The sequence below is a fragment of the Kitasatospora sp. NPDC015120 genome, from assembly GCF_043080305.1.
Lineage (GTDB): Bacteria > Actinomycetota > Actinomycetes > Streptomycetales > Streptomycetaceae > Kitasatospora.
Genome location: NZ_JBIBVJ010000001.1, coordinates 497,433 through 514,167 on the forward strand (window position 1 = coordinate 497,433; position 16,735 = coordinate 514,167).

Annotated in this window: 17 protein-coding genes, 1 tRNA gene and 1 pseudogene; 14 read left to right on the forward strand and 5 right to left on the reverse strand. The window is 74.5% G+C overall.

Annotation, left to right across the window (positions count from 1 at the left end; all coding sequences use genetic code 11):
- Positions 1-2 precede the first annotated feature (2 nt).
- From ACF1AK_RS02215 to ACF1AK_RS02265, 11 genes and pseudogenes are all read left to right on the forward strand, one after another.
- Entirely contained in the window at positions 3-1,394 is a 1,392-nt protein-coding gene (locus tag ACF1AK_RS02215) for an FtsK/SpoIIIE domain-containing protein (protein ID WP_391496852.1), read from the forward strand.
- 75 nt (positions 1,395-1,469) lie between these two features.
- Positions 1,470-2,150, forward strand: coding sequence for a DUF2637 domain-containing protein (locus ACF1AK_RS02220; RefSeq protein ID WP_391496853.1), 681 nt, complete (start codon positions 1,470-1,472; stop codon positions 2,148-2,150).
- Positions 2,151-2,167: 17 nt separating this feature from the next.
- A complete protein-coding gene (locus ACF1AK_RS02225) occupies positions 2,168-2,359 on the forward strand; it encodes a mobile element transfer protein (protein WP_391496854.1) in 192 nt (63 codons plus the stop codon).
- A gap of 14 nt (positions 2,360-2,373) precedes the next feature.
- Positions 2,374-2,577 (forward strand): hypothetical protein, encoded by a 204-nt coding sequence (locus ACF1AK_RS02230; RefSeq protein WP_391496855.1) that lies wholly within the window; start codon positions 2,374-2,376, stop codon positions 2,575-2,577.
- A complete protein-coding gene (locus tag ACF1AK_RS02235; RefSeq protein ID WP_391496856.1) occupies positions 2,574-3,110 on the forward strand; it encodes a hypothetical protein in 537 nt (178 codons plus the stop codon). Before ACF1AK_RS02230 ends, ACF1AK_RS02235 begins: the two co-directional genes overlap by 4 nt.
- Positions 3,111-3,189: 79 nt before the next feature.
- Entirely contained in the window at positions 3,190-3,732 is a 543-nt protein-coding gene (locus ACF1AK_RS02240; protein WP_391496857.1) for a GGDEF domain-containing protein, read from the forward strand.
- A 92-nt stretch (positions 3,733-3,824) separates the two neighbouring features.
- The gene (locus tag ACF1AK_RS02245) at positions 3,825-4,016 is read left to right on the forward strand and encodes a hypothetical protein (protein ID WP_391496858.1); all 192 of its coding nucleotides are present in this window, start codon (positions 3,825-3,827) and stop codon (positions 4,014-4,016) included.
- Positions 4,017-4,032: 16 nt separating this feature from the next.
- Positions 4,033-5,438: pseudogene (gene repSA / locus ACF1AK_RS02250) on the forward strand (replication initiator protein RepSA).
- Positions 5,435-5,653: an excisionase family DNA-binding protein gene (locus ACF1AK_RS02255; protein WP_391496859.1), complete on the forward strand. Its 219-nt coding sequence runs from the start codon at positions 5,435-5,437 to the stop codon at positions 5,651-5,653. Before repSA ends, ACF1AK_RS02255 begins: the two are co-directional and overlap by 4 nt.
- Positions 5,653-6,789: a tyrosine-type recombinase/integrase gene (locus ACF1AK_RS02260; protein ID WP_391496860.1), complete on the forward strand. Its 1,137-nt coding sequence runs from the start codon at positions 5,653-5,655 to the stop codon at positions 6,787-6,789. Before ACF1AK_RS02255 ends, ACF1AK_RS02260 begins: the two co-directional genes overlap by 1 nt.
- 249 nt (positions 6,790-7,038) lie before the next feature.
- Positions 7,039-7,449: a hypothetical protein gene (locus ACF1AK_RS02265; RefSeq protein WP_391496861.1), complete on the forward strand. Its 411-nt coding sequence runs from the start codon at positions 7,039-7,041 to the stop codon at positions 7,447-7,449.
- A 114-nt stretch (positions 7,450-7,563) separates the two neighbouring features.
- Here ACF1AK_RS02265 and ACF1AK_RS02270 read toward each other — a convergent pair.
- Positions 7,564-7,635 (reverse strand) — tRNA-Val (locus tag ACF1AK_RS02270).
- A 216-nt stretch (positions 7,636-7,851) separates the two neighbouring features.
- Between ACF1AK_RS02270 and ACF1AK_RS02275 the strand changes: the two genes are divergently transcribed.
- The gene (locus ACF1AK_RS02275) at positions 7,852-9,174 is read left to right on the forward strand and encodes a hypothetical protein (protein WP_391496862.1); all 1,323 of its coding nucleotides are present in this window, start codon (positions 7,852-7,854) and stop codon (positions 9,172-9,174) included.
- Positions 9,175-9,232: 58 nt separating this feature from the next.
- Positions 9,233-9,463 (forward strand): zinc ribbon domain-containing protein, encoded by a 231-nt coding sequence (locus ACF1AK_RS02280; RefSeq protein ID WP_391496863.1) that lies wholly within the window; start codon positions 9,233-9,235, stop codon positions 9,461-9,463.
- On the opposite strand, the gene ACF1AK_RS02285 is transcribed toward ACF1AK_RS02280, so the two are convergent.
- The 3 genes from ACF1AK_RS02285 to ACF1AK_RS02295 all read right to left on the reverse strand — a co-directional run bounded on the left by ACF1AK_RS02285 (position 9,460) and on the right by ACF1AK_RS02295 (position 14,347).
- On the reverse strand, positions 9,460-10,359 hold the full coding sequence (locus tag ACF1AK_RS02285) for an HAD family hydrolase (RefSeq protein WP_391496864.1): 900 nt from the start codon (positions 10,357-10,359) through the stop codon (positions 9,460-9,462). The two genes, ACF1AK_RS02280 and ACF1AK_RS02285, sit on opposite strands and share 4 nt — an antisense overlap.
- A 6-nt stretch (positions 10,360-10,365) precedes the next feature.
- Positions 10,366-12,996, reverse strand: coding sequence for a phosphoribosyltransferase (locus ACF1AK_RS02290; protein ID WP_391496865.1), 2,631 nt, complete (start codon positions 12,994-12,996; stop codon positions 10,366-10,368).
- 139 nt (positions 12,997-13,135) lie between these two features.
- Positions 13,136-14,347 (reverse strand): HpcH/HpaI aldolase/citrate lyase family protein, encoded by a 1,212-nt coding sequence (locus tag ACF1AK_RS02295; RefSeq protein WP_391496866.1) that lies wholly within the window; start codon positions 14,345-14,347, stop codon positions 13,136-13,138.
- A gap of 322 nt (positions 14,348-14,669) precedes the next feature.
- Here ACF1AK_RS02295 and ACF1AK_RS02300 point away from each other — a divergent pair, with 322 nt between their 5' ends.
- The gene (locus ACF1AK_RS02300) at positions 14,670-15,812 is read left to right on the forward strand and encodes a TerD family protein (RefSeq protein WP_391496867.1); all 1,143 of its coding nucleotides are present in this window, start codon (positions 14,670-14,672) and stop codon (positions 15,810-15,812) included.
- A gap of 36 nt (positions 15,813-15,848) precedes the next feature.
- On the opposite strand, the gene ACF1AK_RS02305 is transcribed toward ACF1AK_RS02300, so the two are convergent.
- Positions 15,849-16,577, reverse strand: coding sequence for a Tellurium resistance (locus tag ACF1AK_RS02305; RefSeq protein WP_391496868.1), 729 nt, complete (start codon positions 16,575-16,577; stop codon positions 15,849-15,851).
- Positions 16,578-16,735: the final 158 nt, after the last annotated feature.

Here is a 16,735-nt window from a genome sequence, read left to right on the forward strand (position 1 = left end):
CCGTGGCCTCGGGGGTTCAGTTCCTCACCGAGGTGGCTGCTCCGGTCGGCGCCGTCGCGGGTGGGGCCGCGCTCGCTCGGGCCAAGGCCCCGGCGCTGTACTGGTCGGCGATCGGTCTGCCGGTCACCGCGGCACGGCTGTCCGCGACCTACGGCAGCACCATGGACGCCTGCGGGCTGACTGTCCCGCCTTCCCGGCTGCGGGTGCTGGTGACCCGGGCGACCAGCACCCGGGAGATCCGGCCGGTCCCGCCGCGCATCCGCCGGGCCACCCCGACCACGACCGGGCTGCGGCTCCGCCTCCGGCTGGCGCCGGGCCAGGAGCCGGCCGATGTCGCCGCCTCGGCGGAACGGCTGCGGCACGCCTGGGGTGTGCACAGTGTGCACGTGATCGTCGTCCGGCCGGGTGTGGTGGAGCTTCGGATGACCGGGTTCGATGTGCTCAAGCGGGTACGGATGCCGCGCCGTCGACCGGCCGGGGCGCTGGCCGTGCCGGTGGCGATGAGGGAGGACGGGACGGCGTTCGTCCGTGACTACCTGGCCGTGCCGCACGCGCTCACCCTGGGCACCACGCTGTCCGGTAAGTCCGTCTACATGCGCAACCTGATCAGCGGACTCGCCCGGCTGGACGTGGCGCTGGTTGGGATCGACTGCAAGCGCGGTGTCGAACAGGCCCCGTTCGCCCCGCGGCTGTCGGCGCTCGCCACCGATCCGCAATCGGCCGACGGCCTGCTGGACGCGTTGGTGGAGGTGATGGAGGAGCGCTACGACCTGCTCCGTAACCACCAGGGGATCGCCGGGTCGGTGGCCTCGCACGAGATCACCTCGGACATCTGGGGCCTGCCGCCGAAGCTGCGGCCGGTGCCGGTGGTCCTCCTCGTGGACGAGGTGGCGGAGCTGTTCATGGTCGCCACCCGCAAGGATGAGGAACGGCGGGACCACATGGTCACCCAGCTGATCCGGCTGGCCCAACTCGGCCGGGGCGCGGGGATCTTCGTGGAGGCGTGCGGTCAGCGCTTCGGCTCGGAACTGGGTAAGGGCGCGACCATGCTCCGCGCCCAGTTGTCGGGCCGGGTGGTCCACCGGGTCAACGACCGCCCGACGGCTGAGATGGGCCTCGCGGACGTCTCCCCGGAGGCGGTGCTGGCCGCGACGCAGATCGCTCCGGACATGCCGGGCGTCGCGGTCGCCGGGGACTCCTCGGGCGGCTGGTCCCGGATCCGCACACCGCACCTGTCCCTCGCCCGCGCGGCCGAGATCTGCCGCGCCAACGCGCACCGCACTCCGACGCTGGCGGGCCTGGAGCCCTTCCGGCCGGTGGTCCCGCCGGTCCTGGTCGTCCCGCCGATGCCCTCGGCGCCGCCGCGCTTCGCCGCGGCCCCGTCCGCCGAGTAGCGCACCCGCTCCCCCATCGGCGCATCGCGCCACGTCCCTACCCCGCCATGTCCGAATCCCGGAAGGGGACCGACTGTGCGTCTGCCCCGCCCCGACGCCGTACTGATCCAAGCCGCCATCGCCGGCGCCCTCTCCTTCGCCCACCTGCACGACCTGGCCGCAGCGGCCGGGCAGCACGGCTGGAAAGCGTGGGCCTACCCGGTCTCCGTCGATCTGCTGCTCGTCGCCGCGTGGCGCAGGATGCGGATGCTCCGCGCCGCCGGCGAACCGGCCCGCGCCGCCTGGACCTGGTTCGCCATCGCCCTGGCCGCCTCGCTCGGCGCGAACGTGGCCACCGCCGGGCTGCTCGACCTCGGCCACGTCCCGACCTGGCTCCGCATCTTGGTCGCCGGTTGGCCCGCCCTCGCGTTCTTCGGCGGCACCCTGCTGGCTCACAGCAACGGGGAGCCTGCCGCCAGCCCGGCCGTCGTCGACGACGCGCCGCTGCCCGTCTACGAGCAGCCGGCCGCCATGACGCAGCCCGAACCGGTCGAACCGCTGCCCGTCGCTGAGGAGTTGCCCAGCCTCCCACCTGCGCCGGCCCCGGCGCCCGCACCGTCGGCCCCCAACCTCCCCGCCGCGCTGGTCGACCACGCCCGCAAGGTCGCCGACGACCACCGCGCCCGCACCGGCGAGCCGATCGACACCGACACCCTCGGCTCCCGCCTCGGTGTCCCGCCGCAGCTCGCCTCCGCCATCGCCGTCCAGCTCGCCTGATCCGACAGGAGGCCCGCATGCCCCGCCCGATCCGCCCCCGCAACATGATCCGCATCGGCCCGGTCCACGTCGCCACCTTCTACGACGGCCGCGGCCGGGAGCGGCACAGCGCCGTCTGCACCGCCCCGCGCTGCGGCTTCTCCGCAGAGTACGACTCGCGCGCCGCCGCCGAGATCGCCGCCCGTACCCACCGCTGCACCGTCCGCTGACAGGAGCACCTGCCATGTCCGTCACCCTGCCCGTGGTCCTCGTCCTCGGCATCGCCGCGTGGGCCGCCATTCGCTTCCTCGGCGTCCGGCTCTGGGTCGCCGTCGTGATCGGCCTCTTCGGCTTCTACCTCGCCGACACCTTCGTCGCCCCGTTGATCGACGGCACCGCCCGCACCGGCGTCCAGGTCGTCAACGACACCCAGCGGGAGAAGCCGTGAGCACCGCCCTCCTGCTGCCGCGCTCCCTCGCGCTCACTCCGGAGGGCGCCGCCTTGGTCGCCGAGATCGAGCGCTACCTCGCCCAACTGGCCACCACCGCACCGCCGGCCGTCCCGTACGTCTGCCCGCTCGGCTCCACGGTCCAGCCCTGGAACTCCGGCTTCCCCGTGCCCCGCCCGACCCTGCTGGACCGCCTCACCCACCGCCCCGCCCGCCCGGTCCCGGTGACCGTGGCCGACCACCTCCGCCTCGCCTCCCGCTACATCTCCGCCTTCGGCTGGCTCCAGGGCGCGCTGTGGGACCCCGCCGGCCGGGTCTGCCTCCTCGGCGCCCAGGCCGCCGTCCTCGTCCACGGTTACGGCACCCCGGACACCGCGGTCTGGGCCCGCGCCCAGGTCATGGAAGTCCTGCACGCCACCGGACGGCCGGTCAGCTCGCTGGACCAGTACAACGACCGACCCACCACCCGGCAGGCGGACGTTCACCTCCTGCTCGACCGGGCCGCGGCCCGCGCACAGTCCCTCGGCCTCTGACCGGTCCCGGGGCGGACAAAGCCGCCAAGCATCCCACCGCCCCGGGGTCCGCAACCCGCATCGGAAGGACCCCGCACACATGGACCTCGCCCCGATCCTCGCCGTGGCCGGCGTCCCGCTCGTCTGCTGGAGCGCCCACGGCACCTGGCTCCACCGCCGACTCGCCCACGCCCGCCGCGACCCGCTGACCGGCCTGCTCACCCGCGACGGCTCCACCGCCCGCGCCGAACGGCTCATCCGCTCGCACGCCGAGCATGTGACCGTCCTCCTGGTCGACCTGGACGACTTCAAGGCGGTCAACGACAACCACGGCCACGCCGCCGGGGACGCCGTCCTCGCCGCCACCGCCGACCGGCTCACCCGCTGGTGCGGCTCCCACGGCCTGGCCGCCCGTCTCGGCGGGGACGAGTTCGCCGCCGTCGTCCTCGACTCCGCCCACCGCCTGGACGACCTGCGCGCCGCGCTGCGCGAACCGGTCCCGTTTGCCGGCGCCCTGCTTCCGGTCGGGGCCTCCGTCGGCGCCTCGCACCCGGCCGCGCTCCTGCTCACCGAAGCGCTGTCCGCCGCCGACCGCGACATGTACGCCCGCAAGCCCAACGGCCGCAGCGCACGCCGCCGCTGACCGGCCCCGGGGCGGCAAAAGCCGCCAAGCATCCCGCTGCCCCGGAGCCGCAACCCCTTCCCGAACCGAAGCCCACAAAGGAGAGCACCATCATGCCCCAGCACCACCACGCCCCGGCCCGGATCACCCGCATCTGCCCCGACTGCAACGGCTTCGCCCGCGCCGCCGTCGCCACCGGCACCCGCCTCCCGGACGGCACCCGTGCCACCCTCCACACCCTCTGCCACACCTGCGAGGGCACCGGCACCGGCACCCGCCACACCGCCGCCGCGGCTCAGCTCTGAGGTGACCCGCTTGTCCATCACCACCCAGGTCGTCCCGGACCGGCTCGCTCTGGCAGACCTCACCAGGCTCGCCGCCCGGGGCGACCTGCCTCAGCTGACCGAGCAGATCCGCCGCACCGGAGGCTGCGCCAACCCCATCCACCTCCAGGGCTTCCGAACCCTCACCCACGGCCCGACCGGCGCCGTCTGGCACCGCTACTCGACCGACCACGAACCCGGCCACCGGCTCAAGGTCGCCTGCGGCAACCGCCGCGCCTCCCGCTGCCCGTCCTGCGCGCGCACCTACGCCGCGGACACCTACCACCTCATCCGCGCCGGACTCGCCGGGGACCAGGCCAAAGGAGTGCCGGCCACCGTCCGCTCGCACCCCCGGGTCTTCGCGACCCTCACCGCCCCGTCCTTCGGCCCGGTCCACAACCGCCCGGACTCCCGGGCATGCCGCTGCGGCACCGTGCACCCCACCGGGTCACCGCTCCTGGGCACCCCGCTCGACCCCGACACCTACGACTACGCCCACGCCGTGCTCTGGAACAACCACGCCCCCGACCTGTGGCGGCGCTTCACCATCTACCTGTTCCGCACCATGGCCAAGCTGTCCGGGCTCACCCAGAGGGACTTCAAGGAGCGCGCGAAGATCTCCTTCGGCAAGGTCGCCGAGTACCAGCGCCGCGGCGCCGTCCACTTCCACGCCGTCATCCGCGTCGACGGACCGGAGGGGCCCGGCACCCCGCCGCCCGCCTGGGCCACCCTCGCCCTGCTCAACGCGTCGATCCGCGCCGCTGCCCGCCGCGCCGGCGTCCCGCTCGCTGCCGCCGGGGGCCGACCCGCCCGCGTCCTCCAGTGGGGCACCCAGGTCGACGTCCGCCCGATCGGCGCCTTCGCCACCGGCGAGATCAGCGAACAGGCCGTGGCGTCCTACGTCGCCAAGTACGCCACCAAGTCCGCCGAGACGACCGACTCCGTGGACCGCCGGATCCTGGAGCGCCACGAACTCGACCGCCACGACCTCCCGGCCCACACCCGCCGCCTGATCGAAGCCTGCTGGGACCTCGATCCGCACTACCCGGACCGCCTCCTCGCCCACTGGTCCCACATGCTCGGCTTCCGAGGCCACTTCTCCTCCAAGTCGCCCACCTACTCGACCACCCTCGGCGCCCCCGCCAGGCCCGCACCGACCACCGCGCCGAACAGTCCCGCCAGGAACTGCGCGAGCAGCTGCTCGCCGCCGGCCTCCCGGACCTCGACGACCTGGCCGACGCCGAAACCCTCGTCCTCGCCCACTGGACCTACGCCGGGGCCGGCAACACCCCCGGCGAGTCCATGCTCGCCGCCGCCGTCGCCCGCGAACTGCACGAACGCCACACCGCCGACCGCCAGGAGCTGCGCGCCCAACTCGCGCGAGAAGAGGGGGACGCCGCATGAACCGCCTGCTGACGGTCAAGGAAGCCGCCGAGCTGCTCGGTACCTGGGAGACCAGCAGGGAGCGATTCCCCCGCCGCCTGGTCGCCGAGCGACGCATCACCTTCGTCAAGGTCGGCCGCCACGTCCGCATCCCCGAGGACGCCCTCGCCGCTTACGTCGCCGAGCGCACCGTCCAGCCGGTCAGCCGGAGCCGTCGACTGCGGAGGGCCGCCTGATGGCCAACGCCAAGGGAAGCCGCCGGCGCTTCGGGTCGCTCCGTCAGCTGCCTTCCGGGCGCTGGCAGATCCGCTACCCGGACCCGGTCACCGGGCTGACGCGCAAGGGTGAGGAGACCTACCCGACCAAGACCGATGCCGAGATCGCGCTCACGCTCATCGAGGCGGACATCAAGCGCGACAAGTGGACCGACCCCGACGCCGGAAAGGCCAAGCTCGGCGACTTCGCCGCCACCTGGCTGCGGGACCGCAAGCTGGAGGAGAGCACCCGCGAGCGGTACGCCATCACGCTCCGCCAGTACATCCAGCCCGGCCTGGGCCACCGGACGCTCGCCGAGATCACCCCGGCGCGGGTGCGCTCCTGGCGGTCCGCGCTGCTGGAGGGCGGGGTCGGCGAACCCTCGGTGGTCAAGGCGTACCAACTGCTGCGGGCCATCATGAACACCGCCCTCGACGACGAGTTGATCCAGCGCAACCCGTGCCGGATCAAGGGGGCCGACACCTACGACGTGCCGGAGCTCCCCGTTCTCTCCGTGACCGAGGTGTTCGCCGTCGCCGAGGCGATCGGACCGCGCTGGCGGGCCCTGGTCCTGCTGACCGCCTTCACCACGCTCCGCTTCGGCGAGCTGGCCGCGCTCCGCCGGCGGGACGTCGACCTCGCGAACCGGCTCGTCCGGGTGCAGCGCAACCAGGCGGAGCTGAACAGCGGGCGGCTGTACGACAAGGCGCCGAAGAGCCGCGCGGGCTTCCGGCCGGTGGCCTTCCCCGCCGAGATCGCCGACGACCTGGCCTACCACCTCGACCAATACGCCGGCCCCGGCCCGGACGGGCATCTGTTCATCGGCCCCCGCGGCGGCAAGCTCCGCCGGAGCAACTTCCGGGACGACTGGATCCGAGCCCGCACCGCTGCCGGGGTGAGTGAGGATGCCCACTTCCACGACCTCCGCCACACCGGCAACACGCTCGCCTCGCAGAACGGAGCCAGCACCCGTGAGCTCATGACCAGGATGGGCCACAGCAGCACCCGGGCCGCGCTCATCTACCAGCACATGACCAGCGACCGGGACCGGGCCATCGCCGATCGGATGGGGGCCGCCGTCCGCCAGGCGCTCGGCGAGCAAGTAACGACGGCGTAGGAATCTAGCGCAGATGACACAGAGCGGGTAGCGCCAGAGAATCAACCGAGGGCCAGTTCATGAGGATCATGTCTCTGAACTGGCCCTTTGCGCTGCTGTGCGCGCCGCACACCAGGCATTATGACCATCTAACCTCGGACAGCCCATACACCATGCAATCCGCTCGTGGACTGTCATCGCTCATTCTCAGTCGGAGCCCTACAGAGAGGCACGATCCTGGCGCCACCTATTCGACATAAGGAGGTACTGATGTCGGTGCATGTGTGCCACAGCACAGTGGACGCGATCGAAGGACGTGTCGACCGGCACGGAGGTGCGGTCATTATCCGCAACTCGCTTGTTCGGTCCCTAGAGAGCATGGAACGTCTGAGGATGGTCCGTCTCAAGCAAGTCTTCGCCATGCTGTCCGCCCGCGGGCTGGACTGCTATCCCCGCATTCCTACGTTCTCCAACGAGTGGTGGAGCTTCTTGGTCTATCGTCGTGATCTCCTCACGGTCGACCTTGTGGCTGCGGCAAGCGAGGAAGCAACCAGGGCGGCCGTCGAATGCGTACTCAAGGCGCGAAGCAACTCCCCCTGGAGCTACACCGCGCCTAGCACAGTGGAGCTGCGCTCTGCGGTCAGGACTCTTGGTGAGAAGAAGCTGCCCCGAACCACATAGGTGGGCGTGGCGGGTCGGATCTGGCACGCCAGTGGCACGGGAAGAGTAGGGCCCCGCGAACGACCAAGGGCCAGTTCGGGAGGATCATGCCTCCGAACTGGCCCTTCTCCGCTGTGGGCGCGGACGGTTTCGAACCGCCGACATCTGCTTTGTAAGAGCAGCGCTCTACCGCTGAGCTACGCGCCCCCGGTCGTGTGGGCCCGGTTCGGGCGCACGACGAATGCTTAGGGTACCTGGTCCGGGGGGTGGTGTGGTGCAGGTGGTCGGGGGGTGGGGCGGGTGGGGTGCCGGTGGGGTGGGGTGATCGGGAAGAATGGGCGGTGGATCAGCGGTCGGAACAGGGAGCGCGCAGTGAGGGTGGCCGGCGGAGGCGGGCGGGGGCGGCGGTGGCCGGGGAGTGCGGTGGCCGAGGCGCTGGTGTTGCCGCTGGTCGTCGCGGGTGCGCTGGGGGCTGCGGGGGCGGCGTCGTTCGGAGCCGGCGGGGGCTGGTGGGGGCGGCGCGGCGGGGACGGCATGCGGGCGGACGCCCGGGCGGCGCGGGACGCGGCGCAGCAGGCGTTCTACGACGTGGACTCCACGCAGCGCGAGGTGCGGCTGGCCGTGGAGACGGTGCGCTCCGCCGGGGACGGCGCGACGGCCCGGCGGGCGGTGGCGGACTTCGAGGCGATCTCCGGCCGGGTCGACCAGGTGACCGTGAACTACCTGACCGCCCTCGACGCGCACGATCTGGACGCGGAGGACCTGGAGTCGGGGGCGGCGGCCCGGGCGAAGCACCAGCTGGACGACGTGAAGGGGCAGCTCGGGTCGGCGCTCGCGGAGCTGAACGACTTCCTGCGCAAGCTGCAGCCGGCGCTGGAGCGCGCCGAGCAGCAGCTGATGCGGGTGACCCCGGCGATCGAGCAGGCCAAGCGGGCGCTGCTGGGCGCCAGCAACGCGCTGGACGCCGCGCGCGGCGCGGGGCTGCGGGCGGACGAGCTGGCGGCCCGGCTGGCCGAGCTGGCGCCGGAGCTGGGGCGGCTGAACGAGGGCGTGGCGCAGCACGGTGTGCCGGGCACGCTGGAGCGGGCGGACCGGGTGCGCGAGCGCGCGGAGGCGATCGCCGCGGAGGCCGGGCAGCTGCCGGAGCGGGCCCGGGAGATCGACCGGCGGGTGGCCAGTCTGCGGACCAGGATCCAGGCGCTGGAGACCAAGGCCGGGACGGTGGAGCCGGCGCTGAGCGAGCTGCGCCGGCGGTTCACCGCCGCGTGCTGGCAGGACCTCCAGCGGGTGCCGGACCAGGTCGCGGAGACCGGGCGGGCCGCCGAGGGCAAGCTCGCCGAGGCCGCCCGGGCCCGGGACGAGCAGCGCTGGGCGGACGCCACGGGAGCGCTGGGCACGGTGCGCGCGCTGCTGGACACGGCGGACGGTGCGGTGGTGGCGGTGAACGACCGGCTGCGGCAGCTGAACGAGGTGCAGATCGACCCGCACAAGGAGGTCGAGCGGGCCCGGTTCGCCCTGCGGGACGCCCAGCGGCTCGCGATGGCCGGGCGGCACGCGCCGGATCCGCGGCACGCCGGGCCGCTGGACGCGGCGGTGGCCCGGCTGGACCGGGCGGTGGCGGAGCTGGAGGCGGCCGGGCGGCACCCGGACTACTGGCGGTTCCTGACCGAGCTGGCCGCGGTGCGGCAGACGGCGGCGGACGTGGTGGAGCTGATCCGCGGCGAGCTGGGTAGTGGCGCGCGGTAGCGGGCGGCGGGCAGCGGGACCGGCGACAGCGGGCGGTGGCCCGGATACGCTGGCGGACATGCCTCGTTACGACTTCCGCTGCCGCGCCTGTGGCGCCACCTTCGAGCTCCGCCGTCCGATGGCGCAGGCCAACGACCCCGCCGTCTGCCCGCAGGGCCACCAGGACACCGTGAAGCTGCTGTCGACCGTCGCCGTCACCGGTGCGGCCTCCGCCGGCGGCGCGCCGCAGCAGGCCCCGTCGGCCGGTGGCGGCGGCGGGGGGTGCTGCGGCGGCGGCTGCTGCGGCTAGGAGACCGTGACGTCGGCGGGCGCGGGCTCGGCGGCCCCGCCGCGCACGCGGGCCAGGAAGCGGCGGACGATCTCCTCGCCCGCCGCCACGCCCACCTCGTCGAGCGCGGTGACGCCGGGCGCCGTCCACCCGGTGTCGGCCAGTTCGCCGTGGCCGGGGCGCCAGGCGGCGTCGGCGGCGCGCAGCAGGTCGGCGTCGAGCAGCGAGTCCCCGGCGGCGAGCACGGTGGCCCCGCCCACCCGTCGCACGACCTCGGCCAGTGCCGCGCTCTTGCTGAGCGGGGCCGGCACGGCGTACACCTTGCGCCCCTGGAGCGAGACGGTCCAGCCGCGGTCGGCGCACCAGCCGGTGAGCTCGGCGAGCCAGCCCGCGGGCAGTTCGGCGCGCTCGACGACCAGGTAGGCGAACAGCTCGTCGGCGACCCGCCGCTTGTGGGTCCACTCGGGGTCGGCGCAGAGCGCCAGGTGCTCGACCACCTCGGCCAGCGGCGCCGCGCCGCCGGCCAGCCGGGCGGCCATCTCGTCCTGCCAGTCGGCGTCCGGCACACCGTCGACGAGCAGTCGCCCGCCGTTGGCGCAGATGGCGTACGGCGGGACCCAGCCGGGCGTCGGACCGGGCAGGTTGACCCGCTCGTACTGGGCCCGGGTGCGGGTGGTGGCGGGGACGAGCACGGCCTCGCGGGCGAGTTCGACGAGCAGCCCGGCGGCCTGCTCGGTCATGAACGACAGCGCCTTGCCGTCGTGCACCTCGACGGAGAGCAGGCGCGGCGCGAGCGGGTCCGGCACGTCGAGGGCGAGGGCGCGGTTGGAGTAGATCAGGGTGCGGTCGAGGTCGCTCGCGACGACGCAACGGTCCACGGCGCCGCCGTTCATGCCGCCGCTCAGGTAACCAGTCATCGGGGCTCAGGACTCCTTCACCAGGACGGCCGTGCCCGAGGCGCCGGTCGCCCCCCGGGTGTAGCGGGGGTGGATGAGGCCGACGCAGGAGTACGGCAGGTCGTCCACCTCCTCGACCGGGACCCCCCGCTGGGCGGCGAGCAGCCGGACGTGGTCGAGGTCGGCGCCCGCGCCGCGCCGGGCCAGCACCCGCCAGGGGACGCGGCGCAGCATGACCCGGGTGGTCTCGCCGACGCCGGGCTTGACGAGGTTGACGTCGTCGATGCCGAACTCGGTGCTGATCCGCTCGACGGCGGCCCAGCCGGCCCAGTCGGGGGTGCGCTCGGCGGCGTGCCCGGGGGCGAGGAAGCGCCCGGCCGCCGCGACGGCCTCGGCCCGGACGTCCGCGAAGTGGTCGGTGACGGTGTCCAGGAAGGCACCGGAGACGTCGGCGCCGGCCAGCTCGGTGTAGTGCTTGGCGCCGTGGAAGTCGTCCGGGCCGATCAGGCCGGCCCGCAGCACGGTGCGCGAGACCAGGCCGGAGACGGTCGAATTGAGGCAGGCGGAGGGGATCAGGAAGTCGTCCCGGGTGCCGAAGGTGGACACGCAGCGGCCGGGGTCGGCGAGGACGGCGAGGCCGGGGTCGAAGCCGGTGCCGGCGAGCGCCTCGGCGAGTTCCCGGGTGATCGCGCCCTTGCCGGTCCAGCCGTCGACGAACACCACGTCGGCGGCCCGGTGGTGGGCGTCCAGGTAGCGCAGGGCGACCGGGTCGATGCCGCGGCCGCGGACGATGGAGACGGCGTAGTGCGGGGCGTCGACCCCGTGCCCGGCGGCGAGCCAGCGGCGGATCAGGATGCCGACGGGCGTGCCGGCCCGGGCCAGCGAGGCGAGCACCAGGCCGGGGCCGCGTTCGCGCAGCAGGGTCTCGGCGACGGTGCCGACGGCGAGCGCGATCCGCCGGGCGGAGGCCCGCAGGGCCTGGTGGAACAGCTCCTGGTACTCGGGGCTGGGCTGGTACTCGACCGGCAGCGACTCGGCGTAGTGGGCGCCGCCGTTCTGCACGGCCTCCTCGCGCTCCTCGGTGGGCGCCTCCAGGGCGACACCGGAGAGGTCCTTGAGCAGCCAGGACACCTCGTCGGCGCGGTAGGAGGAGAACGCCGGGCCGTGGAGCGGGGCCGGCAGCGGCCCCGGGGCGGGCGCGGCCGGCGCCGCGGCCGCTGCCGGCGGCGCGGGGAGCGCACCGGGCCGGTGGGACGGCAGCACGGCGAGCACCACCCGGTCGGTGACCCGCCGCAGCCGGCCGATCAGGGCCCGCTCGCCCCGGTGCAGGGCCGGGGTGTCGGCGACGTCGTCGACCACCAGGACCACGGTCGCGAAGCGGCGGGCCGGGTCGGCGCCGGGGGCGACGTTGTAGACGTAGCGCTCGCGGGAGGAGTCGTCGGCCGGGTCGTCGTGGGCGGGGAAGGACAGCCGGGTGCGGATGGCGTAGCCGGGGTGGTCGACCGCGAGGACGGGCGAGCGGGTGGTGGTCGAGCTGTGGACGCGGTCGGCGCCGCCGGGGAGCCGTTCGGCGAGCGCGCCGGCCAACCGCAGCGGCGCGTACATCAGCTCCTCGAAGCCGAGCACCAGCACCCGCCCGCCGCCGGCGCCATCACCGTCGCCGCCGTCGCCGTCGCCACCATCACCGTCGCCGCCGTCGGCACCGCCGCCGTCGGGGCCGCCCCCGCCGTGGCCCTCGCCGATCGCCTCCGCCAGCTGCCCGGCGAGCGCCGGCAGCGCCGCCTCCAGCCGGGCCCGGTGCTCCGGGGTGAAGCCGTGCCGTCCGCCGTCGGGCAGCCCGGGCGGCCAGTCCAGGTCGACGCGCACCAGCGGCGCCTCCGGGCCGGCCGGCGGCTCGGGGGCCGGCCCGGCCTCGGCGATCAGCCGCCCGGCCCGGTCGAGGATGTCCGCGGGCAGCTCGACGCCGCCGTCGGCCAGCGCCACCAGGTCCAGCCGGACGCCGAGTTCGGCGGCGGTGTCGGCGAGCCGCCGCCGGTCGGCGGCGCCGCGCAGGTCGACCAGGGCGGCCACCACGTAGTGCTCGCGCGGGTGGCGGGCGTGCAGGGCGCGGATGGTGTTGAGCACGGTGGTGCCGGTGGAGAACTCGTCGTCCACCAGGACGAGCGGCCCGTCGCCGGCCAGCAGCCCGGGGTCCGCGGGCAGCAGCAGGTGGGAGGTGGCGTGCGAGTGCTCCTCCTCGAACCCGCCGAGCGGGGCGATCCCGGGCACCGGGCGGCGGGTGGAGTGCAGGTAGGGGGCGTCCAGCCCGTCGGCGACGCTGTGGCCGAGGCCGGTGGCGGTCTCCGCGTAGCCGAGGACGACGGCGCCGGAGAGGGCCCGCCCGCCGAGCGGGGCGAGCAGGTCGCGGACGAGGCGGCCGAGTTCGAGACCGGCGCCGTGCACCACGGCGGGGCGCTGCGGGACGTGCTTGCCGAGCACGGTGGAGACCAGCAGGTGGGCGCGCTTGCGGTTCTCCCGCAGGGCGAGGCCCACCAGTTCGGGGAGGCGCTCGGAGCCGGTCAGCACGACGCCGGCCCGCTCGGCCACCCAGCGGCCGGTCCACTCCCGCGTCCCGGGGCGCTCGTGCGCTCCGGGGCGCTGCTGCTCTGCTGCTGTCACGAAGGGTCCTGCTTTCGGTGGTGCGGTGCGGTGGGCACGGCCGGGGAGTCGGAGGTCGGGGGTAAGGGGCCGAGGGGTAAGGGGCCGAGGGGTAGGGGGCCGGGGGCGAAGGGCCGGCGGGCGAAGGGCCGGCGGCGGCTCAGCGGCAGAGGCAGGCCGCCAGCAGCTCCGCGAAGCTGACGTCCTCGCGGGCCACCCCGAACACCTCGGCGCGCAGCATCACCCGCTCCGCCCAGGCACGGTGCGGCTTGGCCTCGTTCATCTTGTTGGTGTACGCCGAGCGCAGCACCCCGCCCCCGCCGCGCTCCTGCTGGAGGATGTCGCGGGCGTCGCTGTACTCCTCGTGCGTGACGACGGAGAGCGCGTGCACCGCGGGCACATGGCTGGGGTGGATGCAGGTCTTGCCCAACAGGCCGTTGGCGCGGTCGAGTTCGATCTCGCGGATCAGCCCGTCGAGGTCGTGCTCGATGATCCGCCGGCGGACCGCCTCCCGGGAGGGCTCGGCCTCGGCGAACGGGGTGCGGCGCAACTGCGGCTTGAACATCCGCTCCTGCACCGGGAAGTACTCCCAGACCGGGCCGGTGACGGTGAAGCCGGTGCCGTCGGCGCGGCCGAGCACATTGACCACGTCGCCGATCACCGAGGCGACCAGGGCGACGTCGTAGGCGGTGAGGTCGGGCGAGCGGCGCAGGCCGTAGGCGGAGCACAGGTCGGTGACGCCGAGGCGGACGGCGAGGACGCGCTCGCGGTGCTTGTCGAGCAGCCGGGCTATGCCGAACAGCTGCTCGCGGCGGGTCTCCAGGTGGGCGAGCTCGGGGGACTCCAGGACGGGCATGGCGAAGAGCCGGTGCCCGGTGGCGGCCTCGGCCGCGGCGAGCGCCTCCAGGAAGTCCCCGCCGGTCTCCTCGGTGAACTTGGGCAGCACGAAGCCGGTGATCACCCCGATCGCCGGTCCGAGCCGCTCGGCGAGGTCGGTGAGCTGGGCGGCCGTCCGCACTCTGATGAAGAGGAGGGGAAGATCCTGTGTGCAACCGGTGGAGGCCCCGGCCTCGCCGCCACCCTCCGTGACCTCGGCCCACAGCTCGCCGAGCCGGGCCACCAGGTTGGCCTCGGCGTCCGGCACCTCGTGGTCGGCGATGGCGTCCTCCAGGCAGAGGACCATCGAGACGACCCCCTGGGCGGCCTGCTTGCGGATGTCCGCGCGCAGGGTGGGCCGGGTGGCCGGGCTGTAGAGCGTGGCGCCCAGCGCGGTCGCCAGCACGGCCGGGTCGTCGTCCGGGGCGAACTCCCCCGGCGCCGCGAGAAAGAGCCGGTCGCGGACGTCGTCCGCGAGGTGGCCGAAGTGGCGCAAGGTGCTCTCCTCAGGAGTTCGGCCGCCGGTCCGGCGGTGGCGGGGAGGGACGGGTGACGCGCCCCGGTGCTGCACCCGGTTCAACCCGCGCGACGGCCGCGGTGGTTCCCGGCCCGGTTCCGCCGGTCACCGTCGACCGGTCCCCGGAGTCCCCCGCCCGCCCATCGTACGGACGGCTCCGGGCGCACGCCGGTTCCGCAATGGCGAATTCTCGGAAGGTTACCCTCCACTTCACAAACCGCAAGCGTTGGCAAAGTCCCACCCCGACGCCTCCCCCGGTCACGTTGTCCGAAGGGGTGGCGAACAGGCAGGATGGTCGGCTATGACGCACGTGATGGCCAAGGGCGCCAACATCGCACTGCCGGTGGCGGCGGTCCGCGCCGTGCTGCGCTGGAGCGCCACGCCCGGTGCGCCGGACGTGGACGCCTCCGCCCTGCTGCTCGGTCCGGGCGGCAAGGTTCGTTCGGATGCCGACTTCGTCTTCTACAACCAGCCGCGCCACCCCTCCGGCCTGGTGCGCCACCTGCCCAAGCAGCAGACCGCCGACGGCGGCGAGATCACCGACACCGTCGAGGCCGAGCTCGGCAAGCTGCCGGCCGACGTCGACCGGGTGGTGCTGGCCGGCTCCTCCGAGGGCGGCTCGTTCCGCGCGGTGGGCGGGCTGCGCCTGCAGCTCTTCGACGCCGCGGCCGGCGAGGGGGCACCGGCCCTGGCCGAGTTCGCGATGGCCGACGGGGACGAGGTCACCGCGCTGGTCGCGGGCGAGCTCTACCGCCGGGCGGGCGCCTGGAAGTTCCGGGCCGTCGGCCAGGGCTACGCGTCCGGGCTGATCGGGCTGGCCACCGACTTCGGCATCACCGTCGAGGACGAGGGCGACGCGGGCGCCCCGTCCGCCCCGGCCCCCGCCGGGCCGACCGCCGCCCCGGCCACCGACCCGCGGACCGCGCTGCCCGACCCGCGGCCGGCCGGCCGGCCCGAGCCGGGCACCTTCACCCTGGCCCCGGCCGTCCCGCAGCCGCAGGCCGCCGCCCGCACCGCCCCGGCCCCGTCCGGCGTCCCGGCCAGCACGCCCCCGCCGCCGCCCAACCCGCCCACGGTGCCGCCGAACGTCCCGCCGGCCCCGGCCGCGCCGCCGGCCCGGCAGCCCGGCTACGGCTACCCGCCGCCCGCCACCGCGCCCCACGGCCCGCAGCAGGGCGGCTACGGCTACCCGCCGCAGGCCCCGCCGGCCCCGCAGCAGCAGGGCGGCTACGGCTATCCCCAGCAGCAGCCCCCGGCCCCCGCCCCGGCCCAGGGCTACGGCCATCCCCCGCAGCAGGCACCCCAGCAGGCATCCCGGCAGGCCCCGCAGCAGGGCGGCTACGGCTACCCCGGGCCGGCCACCGCGCCCCCGGCGCCGCAGCCGGCGCCCGCCGCCGAGGAGTTCGCCCTGCCCCCGCAGGGCCCGCAGTTCCAGCCCCGCTGAGCCGCCGCCCGGCCCGGTGGTCCGCCGGGCCGGGGCTCACTGCGGCTTGTACCCCCGCTGCCACTGCATCCCGAAGCCGTACAGCCGGTCGATGTCCGACTGGAACCCGTTCACGTAGCGCACCTCGCGCCGCACCGTGAGCATGTTGTCCCCGGCGTTCTCGATCAGCACCACCGCACAGGACCGCGCCGCCGGGGCCCGCTCCTCCAGCTTGACCTCGATCCGCGGCCCGGACTGCGGCACGATCGTCACCACCGCGTTGGTCTGCTCGAAGGCGGGCGTGCCGTCGTAGATGTACACGAACACCAGCAGCCGCTTGAACTGGTCCTTCTTCTCCAGGTTGATGTACATCGTCTCGCCGGACGGCGCGCCGTACTGGTCGTCGCCGCTGAGCTTGACGTACGGCGCGTGCTGGAGGTCCCCGAGGAAGCCGCCCAGCGGCTGCACCACCCCCCGCTTGCCGTCCGCCAGCTCGTACATGCAGGCCAGGTCGAGGTCCACGTTGACCTGCGCGTTCTGGGAGGAGTCCGGCTCCATCGGGCGCAGGATCCGCGGGTTGAAGAACCGTCGCACGGCGTCCCCCGGGGAGGTGCGCGGCGCCCCGGTCCGGGTGGTCCAGTGCAGGTTGACGTAGAGGTAGCCGGTGGTCGCCGCCGCGCCGGTGATCGCGTGCTGCGGGGACGACTTGGTCAGGGTGACCTTGAACTGGCCACCCGTGTCGAGGGTGTTCCGTTCGCCGCGCAGGTACTCCCAAATCGAGGCCATGCCGTCCTCCCCCAGCCCCGCCAGTCGCTCTGACGGTCCGCCGCTCCATGATCGGGCATCAACCCGCCCGCCGGGTACCCGAACTCCCCTACCCACCGCCGCCCCGCGGACACCGGCCGGACACCGGCGGGTCGATTGGCGGGGCGAAGCTCACCTCC